General features: G+C 72.4%; 8 protein-coding genes and 1 pseudogene. 5 read left to right on the top strand and 4 right to left on the bottom strand.

Going from position 1 to position 8,912, the window contains the following annotated elements; genetic code table 11:
• Nucleotides 1-140: 140 nt before the first annotated feature.
• Together dxs and ACFWOG_RS36775 are read left to right on the top strand one after the other, a co-directional pair.
• Entirely contained in the window at nucleotides 141-2,066 is a 1,926-nt protein-coding gene (gene dxs, locus ACFWOG_RS36780) for a 1-deoxy-D-xylulose-5-phosphate synthase (protein WP_380363759.1), read from the top strand.
• Complete coding sequence (locus ACFWOG_RS36775) at nucleotides 2,056-3,465, top strand: aspartate aminotransferase family protein (RefSeq protein ID WP_329948820.1); 1,410 nt, start codon at nucleotides 2,056-2,058, stop codon at nucleotides 3,463-3,465. Before dxs ends, ACFWOG_RS36775 begins: the two co-directional genes overlap by 11 nt.
• 153 nt (nucleotides 3,466-3,618) lie before the next feature.
• On the opposite strand, the gene ACFWOG_RS36770 is transcribed toward ACFWOG_RS36775, so the two are convergent.
• A complete protein-coding gene (locus tag ACFWOG_RS36770) occupies nucleotides 3,619-3,891 on the bottom strand; it encodes a DUF6343 family protein (RefSeq protein WP_329948819.1) in 273 nt (90 codons plus the stop codon).
• Nucleotides 3,892-4,011: 120 nt separating this feature from the next.
• Between ACFWOG_RS36770 and ACFWOG_RS36765 the strand changes: the two genes are divergently transcribed.
• Complete coding sequence (locus ACFWOG_RS36765; protein WP_329948818.1) at nucleotides 4,012-4,200, top strand: I78 family peptidase inhibitor; 189 nt, start codon at nucleotides 4,012-4,014, stop codon at nucleotides 4,198-4,200.
• Here the strand turns inward: ACFWOG_RS36765 and ACFWOG_RS36760 are convergent.
• A complete protein-coding gene (locus tag ACFWOG_RS36760) occupies nucleotides 4,151-4,981 on the bottom strand; it encodes a phosphatase PAP2 family protein (RefSeq protein ID WP_380363755.1) in 831 nt (276 codons plus the stop codon). The two genes, ACFWOG_RS36765 and ACFWOG_RS36760, sit on opposite strands and share 50 nt — an antisense overlap.
• 232 nt (nucleotides 4,982-5,213) lie before the next feature.
• Nucleotides 5,214-5,981, bottom strand: a complete 768-nt coding sequence (gene fabG / locus ACFWOG_RS36755) for a 3-oxoacyl-ACP reductase FabG (RefSeq protein WP_329948816.1) — start codon at nucleotides 5,979-5,981, stop codon at nucleotides 5,214-5,216.
• Nucleotides 5,982-6,456: 475 nt separating this feature from the next.
• Here fabG and ACFWOG_RS36750 point away from each other — a divergent pair, with 475 nt between their 5' ends.
• Entirely contained in the window at nucleotides 6,457-7,323 is an 867-nt protein-coding gene (locus ACFWOG_RS36750; RefSeq protein WP_329880307.1) for a MarR family winged helix-turn-helix transcriptional regulator, read from the top strand.
• Between the two features lie 161 nt (nucleotides 7,324-7,484).
• Here ACFWOG_RS36750 and ACFWOG_RS36745 read toward each other — a convergent pair whose 3' ends face one another.
• Entirely contained in the window at nucleotides 7,485-8,348 is an 864-nt protein-coding gene (locus ACFWOG_RS36745; RefSeq protein WP_329880638.1) for an aldo/keto reductase, read from the bottom strand.
• Nucleotides 8,349-8,698: 350 nt separating this feature from the next.
• On the opposite strand from ACFWOG_RS36745, the pseudogene ACFWOG_RS36740 reads away from it, so the two are divergent.
• Nucleotides 8,699-8,912, top strand: a pseudogene (locus tag ACFWOG_RS36740) (ABC transporter ATP-binding protein); the annotation flags it as partial.

Here is an 8,912-nt window from a genome sequence, read left to right as displayed (position 1 = left end):
GCCGGCCCCGGTTCCCCCCCACCGGGGGGGGGGGGGCGCCCCCGCGGACCCCCCCCGCCCGGCCCGGGCCTCCGCGCCCGGGCCGGGCCACCCCGCCAGGCGGGGTACCACCGCACCGCTCCGAGTCGTGAGGTGAACCCGTGTCACTGCTCTCCAGCGTCACTTGCCCGGCGGACCTGCGAAGACTCCCGGCCGCCGAACTGCCCCGGCTCGCCGACGAGATCCGCGACTTCCTGATCGACGCCGTCACCAGGACCGGCGGCCACCTCGGCCCGAACCTCGGGGTGGTCGAACTGACGATCGCCCTCCACCGGGCCTTCGACTCCCCGTACGACCGGATCGTCTGGGACACCGGCCACCAGAGCTACGTCCACAAACTGCTCACCGGTCGCCAGGACTTCTCGAAACTCCGCTCCAGGGGCGGACTCTCCGGTTACCCCTCGCGGGCGGAATCCGAACACGACCTGGTCGAGAACTCGCACGCCTCGACCGCCCTCTCCTACGCCGACGGCCTCGCCAAGGCCGCCCAGCTGCTCGGCGAGCACGACCGGAGCACCGTCGCGGTGATCGGCGACGGCGCCCTCACCGGCGGCCTCGCCTGGGAGGCGCTCAACAACATCGCCGACGCCAAGGACCGGCCGCTGGTCATCGTCGTCAACGACAACGAGCGCTCCTACGCGCGCACCATCGGCGGCCTCGCCAACCACCTCGCCACGCTGCGCACCACGCAGGGCTACGAGCGGTTCCTCTCCTGGGGCAAGGACGCGCTGCAGCGCACCCCGGTCGTGGGCCAGCCGATCTTCGACGCGCTGCACGGCGCCAAGAAGGGGTTCAAGGACGCCTTCGCGCCGCAGGGCATGTTCGAGGACCTCGGGCTCAAGTACCTCGGCCCGATCGACGGCCACGACCTGGCGGCCCTGGAGTCGGCCTTCACCAAGGCCCGCGGCTTCGGCGGCCCCGTGATCGTGCACTGCCTGACGGTCAAGGGCCGCGGCTACCGGCCCGCCGAACAGGACGAGGCGGACCGCTTCCACGCGGTCAACCCGATCGACCCCTACACCTGCCTGCCGATCTCGCCCAGCGGCGGGGTCTCCTGGACGTCCGTCTTCGGCGAGGAGATGCTCGCCATCGGCGCGGAGCGTCCGGACGTGGTGGCGATCACCGCCGCCATGCTCCAGCCGGTCGGGCTGGCCAAGTTCGCCAAGGCCCACCCGGAGCGGACCTTCGACGTCGGCATCGCCGAGCAGCACGCCGTCACCAGCGCCGCCGGCCTGGCCACCGGCGGGCTCCACCCGGTGGTGGCGGTGTACGCGACCTTCCTGAACCGCGCCTTCGACCAGGTGCTGATGGACGTCGCCCTGCACCGGCTGGGCGTCACCTTCGTGCTGGACCGCTCCGGGGTGACCGGGCCGGACGGCGCCTCGCACAACGGCATGTGGGACATGTCGATCCTCCAGGTCGTCCCCGGCCTGCGGCTCGCCGCCCCGCGCGACGCCGACGAACTCCGCGTCCAACTGCGCGAGGCGGTCGAGGTCGCGGACGCCCCGACCGTGGTCCGCTTCCCGAAGGGGACCGTCGGTCCGGCCCTCCCGGCGGTCGAGCGGATCGGCGGCGTGGACGTCCTGCTGCGGACCGCCGAGCAGCCGGAGATCCTGCTGGTCGCGGTCGGCACCACGGCCGCCGCCGTACTGGACGCCGCCCGGCTGCTGCTCGCCGAGGGGTTCACCGCGACCGTGGTCGACCCGCGCTGGGTCAAACCGGTCGACCCGGCGTTGCCGGCCCTCGCCGCCGGGCACCGGCTGGTCGTCACCGTCGAGGACAACGGGCGCACCGGAGGGGTCGGCACGGCCGTCGCCCAGGCACTGCGCGACGCCGACGTGGACGTCCCGGTCCGGGTGCTCGGACTGCCGCAGGAGTTCCTCGGGCACGCCGCCCGCGGCGAGATCCTGGAGGAGACCGGCCTGACCGGTACCGGGGTCGCCGCCCAGACCGCCGCCTTCGCCAAGAACCTGCTACGGGCCAGAGGACTACCGAACCGAGGAGCGAACCAGCACCATGCCGGCTGACCCCGACGACCGCACCGAAGCGCGCTTCGACCTCGCCGCCCTGCTCGCCGAGCGCGGCGGCGAGCGGTACGAGCTGCAGAGCCGCTACCTCAATCCGCAGCTGTCGCGGATGCTGCACACCATCGGCTTCGACAAGTTCTACGAGCGTGCCAAGGGACAGTACTTCTACGACGCCGAGGGCAACGAGTACCTCGACATGCTCGCCGGCTTCGGCATCTTCGCGCTCGGCCGGCACCACCCGGTGGTCCGCTCGGCGATCCAGCAGGTGATGGACCTCGACCTGCCCGACCTGGTCCGTTTCGACTGCTCGCCGCTGCCCGGTCTGCTGGCCGAGCGGCTGTTGTCCCACACGCCCGGACTGGACCGGGTCTTCTTCGGCAACAGCGGCACCGAAGCGGTGGAGACGGCGCTCAAGTTCGCCCGGTACGCCACTGGCCGGAAACGGGTCCTCTTCGCCGACCACGCCTTCCACGGGCTGACCACGGGTTCACTCTCGGTCAACGGCGAGGGTGGCTTCCGCAAGGGCTTCGACCCGCTGCTCCCGGACACCGCCGTCCCGCTCGGGGACCTGGGGGCGCTGGCCAAGGAGCTGAAGCGGGGCGACGTCGCGGCCCTGATCGTCGAGCCGATCCAGGGCAAGGGCGTGCAGGCGCCCCCGCCCGGCTGGCTCCGCGCGGCCCAGGAGCTGCTGCACGAGCACAGGGCGCTGCTGATCTGCGACGAGGTGCAGACCGGCATCGGACGCACCGGCGACTTCTTCGCCTACCAGTACGAGGAGGGCGTGCTGCCCGACCTGGTCTGCGCGGCCAAGGCGCTCTCCGGCGGCTATGTGCCGGTCGGCGCGACGCTCGGCAAGAGCTGGATCTTCGAGAAGGTGTACTCCTCGATGGACCGGGTGCTGGTCCACTCGGCCAGCTTCGGGTCCAACGCGCAGGCGATGGCGGCCGGGCTGGCGACCCTGGAGGTCGTCCGGGACGAGCAGGTGGTGGAGAACGCCGCCAAGGTGGGCGAGTACTTCCGGGGGCGGCTGACGGCGCTCGTCGACACGTACGAGCTGCTCGCCGAGGTGCGCGGGCGCGGTCTGATGATCGGCATCGAGTTCGGCCGACCGAAGTCGCTGAAGCTGCGGACCGGCTGGACGGCGCTGCAGGCGGCCCGCAAGGGGCTGTTCGCCCAGATGGTGGTCGTGCCGCTGCTGCAGCGGCACCGGATCCTCACCCAGGTGTCCGGCGACCACCTGGAGGTGATCAAGCTGATCCCGCCGCTGATCATCACCGAACGGGACGTCGACCGCTTCATGGACGCGTTCACCGAGGTGATGGACGACGCGCACCGGGGGAGCGGTCTGATGTGGGACTTCGGGCGGACCCTGGTGAAACAGGCGGTCTCCAACCGCTGAGCGGTCCGGCCGGTCCGCGCGGCCGGTCCTGACAGTGGGTCCGTGCGGCCGGCCCGTGCTGCCGGTCCGTGCGGCCGGGGAGGTCGGGCGTCGGGGTGTGGGGGGATCGGGAGGCCGGGCGTGCCGGCTTCCCACTCCGTGGGAGGCACCGCCTCAGAGCTCGGTCCGGCGGCGCCGGATCACGACGACGAGATCGACGACGGCGAACAGCGTGAGGACTCCGCAGGCCACGGCGAACCCGGTCAGGGTGGACCGGCTCGGCGCGCCGAACTCCGGGGCGTTCGCGGCCCAGACCGCGAAGCCCACGGTGGCCAGGGCGAACAACGGGGTGAAGGTCAACGAGAGCAGGTAGCGCAGCCGGAGGGCACTGCGGGCGGTGGCGGGCTCGGTGCCGCTGCGCCACCGGCGCGGGGCGGTGGTGGGCATCCGCGGTCACCTCCCGGGTCGGCCGCCGGTGCCGGCCACCGGCGCCTGCCGTCGGTACGGGTCCTCGTACGGCGGTCTACGATTCCAGCGTACGTCCGGGATGCGAGCCGGGGAGGGGCGATGACGGACGCCGACGCGGAAGGTTACGCGGGGCTGCGGGTGGAACGGGCCGAGGAACTGGCCCGGAGGCACGGATGGGCCTCGGTGCGGGTCATGGCGCAGGGAGCGGCGATGACCATGGACTACCGGGAGGGGCGGCTCAACCTCGCGGTGCGCGACGGGGTGGTGGTGCGCAGCTGGGAGGGGTAGCCGGGACGTCCCGGCCGGCCCCGCCGGGCCCGGTCCTCGCCGGCGGCCGGCCGAGGCGCCGCTCGACGGCGAGGACCAGCGGTTCCAGCAGGGGGAGCGAGAGCAGGACGAGCAGGCCGGCCGCCCAGCCGGCCAGCACGTCCGTCACCCAGTGGGTCCCCAGGTAGACGGTGGTGAGCCCGACCGAGCAGGCGGTGGCGCCGGCGAGCACCGCCCCGGTGCGGCGCCACCGGCCCGCGAGGTAGGCGAGCACGCCCCAGGTGACCACGGCGTTGGCGGTGTGTCCGGAGGGGAATATGGTGCCGCCGGAGAAGAGCTCGGGCGAACCGACGTAGTGGGCGTAGTGCGGGCCCAGCCGGCCCGTGACGATCTTGACCGTGCCGACCGTGAGGTTGAGCAGCAGCAGCGCGGCGCCCGTCACCAGCAGCGGGCGGATCCGGCCGAGCCGGCGGGCGCGCCAGCCGATCCAGGCGAGTACGGCGACGGCGGACGGGCCGCGCTGGCCGGCCACCACCCAGTTGTCCAGCAGTGGCTCCGGCCCTGGCCAGCGTTCGTGGGGTCGGGCCAGACGGACCGCCCAGTCCAGGTCGACCAGGGCGGTGTCGAGCAGCACCCCGGCGACGACGAGCAGGTAGCCGAGGCCGGTGAGGCCCAGCAGGACGGTCTGCCGACGGCCGAGCGGCGGCTGCGGGGACGGGCGGGCGGCGGGCCCGCGGGTGGTGCGCAGGCCCCGGCGGCGGGTGGTGGTCGGGTACTCCGGGAGTTCACTCGGCGCGTGCACGCCGGTGACCATACCCACCGCGTCCGGGTGATTCCCGGCGGAATTCGGAATTCTCCGACAAAGCCGTGAAGCGATGAAAACCGCAGTATTGGGGGCCGGTTTTCCGACGATTTCGGTTCGAATGCCCGTCCGGTCGTCGCACGGGATTTCCCTGGTGCCGGGAAAACGGACGGAGCGGGAGACCGGGTCGAGCCGGTTCCCACTCCGTGGTAACCCTGGGTAGGTCCGGTGCTCAGTCGAGCGGGCCGCCCGCGACGTAGACGACCTGGCCGGAGACGAATCCGGCCGCCTCGCCAGCGAAGAACGAGACGGCGTGCGCCACGTCCTCGGGCACGCCGACCCGCTGGACCGGGATCTGTGAGGCGGCGGCGCGCTTGAAGTCCTCGAAGTCCATGCCGACCCGGGCGGCGGTGGCCGCGGTCATGTCGGTGGCGATGAATCCGGGGGCCACCGCGTTGGCGGTGATGCCGAACTTGCCCAGTTCGATCGCGAGGGTCTTGGTGAAGCCCTGCAGACCGGCCTTGGCGGCCGAGTAGTTGGCCTGGCCGCGGTTGCCCTGGGCCGAGGAGGAGGACAGGTTGACGATCCGGCCGAAGCCGGCATCGACCATGTGCTTCTGGACCGCGCGGGTCATCAGGAAGGCGCCGCGCAGGTGCACGTTCATGACCGTGTCCCAGTCGGACTCGGTCATCTTGAAGAGCAGGTTGTCGCGGAGTACGCCCGCGTTGTTGACCAGGACGACCGGGGGACCGAGTTCGGCGACGATCCGGTCGACCGCGGCCTGGACCTGTCCGGCGTCCGAGACGTCGGCGCCGACGGCGACGGCGCGACCGCCCGCGGCGGTGATCCGGTCCACGGTCTCCCGGCCGGCGGCCTCCTGGAGGTCGAGGACGGCCACGGCGTAGCCGTCGGCGGCCAGCCGGAGGGCGGTGGCGGCCCCCAGGCCGCGCGCGGCGCCGGTGACGACGGCGACCCGGGGTGCGGTGGTCTGCTCGGTCATGCTCACTCTCGTCTCTCTCGGATCTCGCTCGCGATCTCCCAGGGATCTCCCAGGGATCTCCCAGGCGGCACTCGGGGACCTCCGGGGGTCGTGCGGAGCGCCCGGGGAGGACGGGGGCCGTCGAGGTGGCCACACCCTACCGGTGAGTAGGGGGTGCGGCCAGGGCCGAAGGCGCAGGTGACCGAGGGTAAGGACCGACCGGTCGGCTTTCTCCTGCGAACGGGTTACTGCCGGGTCGGCGCGGCGCGTAAATATGCCAATGTTGCCGAACCTGCGTCTACTATCCGCCCCTGCCTGCCAGCGAGGGCCCGCCGTTTGTATAGTGTCCGCCAGCAGCCACCGGCTGCACGGCTGGAGCGCCCTCCCTCATAGCGGGACGCCCACTCGCCGTTACTGCCCCACCCGGGTGTCCCACACACACCGGGTGTGACATCGGGACGGATACATGGTGCTGGGGGAGATCCCGACGACCCGTGTGTCCGCGCGACTGCAGCAGTCGCCCGGACACCTGATCCGCGTTGCACAGCAGGTCCACACCCGTCTGTGGTCCGAACACGTCGGAGCCGATCTCACGGCTCCGCAGTTCGCGGTCCTGCTGGTTCTCGCCCTCGAACCGGGCGCTGACCAGCGAACGGTCGGAGAGCGTGCTTCGCTCGACAAGGCCACGATGGCCGAGATGGTCGCCCGGTTGGTCCGGCGCGGCCTCGTACTGCGGCGCCGAGACCCGGCCGACGGCCGGCGCAAGCTGCTCGCTCTCTCGCAGAGCGGCGCCCAGGCTGTCCGGGAGGCCACCGGCGGGGTGGTCCGCGTGCAGCGCACGCTCTTCGAGCCGCTGACTCCGGAGGAGCAGCTGGAGATCGTCCGTGTGATGGCCAAGATAGCCAGGCTGGAACCGGCTCAGGTCGCCGTCCTCACGGACGCGCGACCGATGCTGGACGCCCAGCGGGCGATCGGCTACCTCATCCGGGTGAGCCAGCAGGTGCACACCAAGCTCTGGACGGAGCACGTCGGTTCGGAGCTCACGGCGCCGCAGTACGCGGTGCTGGACGCTCTGGAGCTGGAGCCGGGCGCCGACCAGCGGACGGTCGGCGAGCTGGCCTCGCTGGACAAGGCCACGATGGCCGAGATGGTCAGCCGGCTGGTCCGGCGCGGCCTGGTCCAGCGTCGCCGCGACCCCTCGGACGGACGGCGCAACCTGCTCTCGCTCTCACCGGCGGGGCAGGACCTGCTGCACCGCTCGGCCGCGGGCGTGGCGCAGGTCCAGCTGCTGCTGCTGTCTCCGCTGGAGGAGCACGAGCACGAGGCGGCGCTGGCGCTGATCGCCAAGGCGGCCAGGCTGTAGCTTTCGCTTCGAGCTTCAGCCAAAACGATTCGCCAACGGATCGGAGGCCGTCGACGGTTCGTGGTTCGTGCAGGTCGACGCGGCGCAGGCCGCCTTCCCTGAAGAGGGGGAGGCGGCCTGCGCCGTCGGCGGCACCCTGCGGGGCGCCGGACCGGGAACGGTCAGTTCCAGTCGAACTCCTGCGGGTCCGGACCGATCCGCTTGCCGGTGGCGATGCCCGCGACGGCCGCGAGGTCGTCGGCGTCCAGCTCGAAGCCGCCGACGTCGAGGTTCTCCTTGATCCGCGACGGGGTGACCGACTTCGGGATCGCGATGATGCCGCTCTGCAGGTGCCAGCGGAGCACCACCTGGGCGACGGTGCGCCCGTGCTTGCCGGCGATCCGCGCCAGGGCCGGCTCGGCGAGCAGATCCTTGCCCTGACCCAGCGGGCTCCAGGCCTCGGTGGCGATGCCGTGCTCCGCGTGGAAGGCGCGCAGCTCCTCCTGCGGGAAGTACGGGTGCAGCTCGACCTGGTTCAGTGCCGGCACCACCGAGGCCTCGTCGAGCAGGCGGGTGAGCTGCTCGGCCCCGAAGTTGGAGACGCCGATCGACTTCGCCCGGCCGTCGGCGCGCAGCTGCTCCAGCGCCTTCCAGACGTTGAGGTAGCTGCCGTGCATCGGGCGGGGCCAGTGGATCAGGTAGAGGTCGACGTAGTCGAGGCCCAGCCGGTCCAGCGACGCGTCGAACTCGCGCAGCACCGCGTCCCGGCCCTGCTCGCCGGACCAGTCGCGGGTGCCGGAGTTCCACAGCTTGGTGGTGATGTAGAGGTCCTCGCGGGCCAGACCGCCGGCGAGCGCCTCGGTGACCGCCTGGCCGGTGCCGGTCTCGTTCTCGTAGACCGCGGCGGTGTCGATCGAGCGGTAGCCGGACTCGAGCGCGGCGCGGACGGCGGGGGTGGCCTCCGCGTCCGGCACCTGCCAGACCCCGAAGCCGAGCTGGGGGATCTGCGAGCCGTCGTTGAGGGTGACAGTGGGGATGTTGCTCACGGGAAGGAGTGCCCTCTCCTGGTCGTCCATGGGGTTCCGATGGGGGCAACCTGCGGGGTGCCGGGAATGTTCCCGGCGCCCCAAAGAATTTTCCGACGCCTGGTACCGGCGTGCGCATCGGCTGTCCGGCGGCTGTCCGGCGGCTGCGCGACGGCCACGTGGCCGGCCGCGTGACCGGCCGCGCGGCGGGGCCTGCGCCCGTCGGGGTGCGGCAGACCGCCGGAAAACCTGTTGCGTGGGTCACATCCGGGTTGGCAGTCTCGCTGCCATGACCTCCTGACCGACCCCGGGCCGTGACCGCACCGGCCCCTCCGAGCCCTCCGCCCGCACCGCCTCCGCAACGGAGCGTCATGCCGCTCGAAACCCTCCCCCTGGCCGACCCCGGCCGCCCCGACCTCACCTCCCCGCTCGCCTTCCTGCGCTGGCTCCAACGCGGCCAGCGACGCGGGCAGGTGCTCGCCACCTGCTGGTCGCTGCTGGAGATGGGCGGCCAGGCGGCCCTGCCGGTCCCGGTCGGCCTGGGCATCCAGGCCGCCGTCGACGGCGACGCCGCCGGCCTCTGGC

The organism is Kitasatospora sp. NPDC058406 (assembly GCF_042722765.1).
GTDB lineage: Bacteria > Actinomycetota > Actinomycetes > Streptomycetales > Streptomycetaceae > Kitasatospora.
The sequence above is the reverse complement of the archived record's forward strand: the minus strand, read 5'-3'. Positions and strand labels throughout refer to the sequence as shown.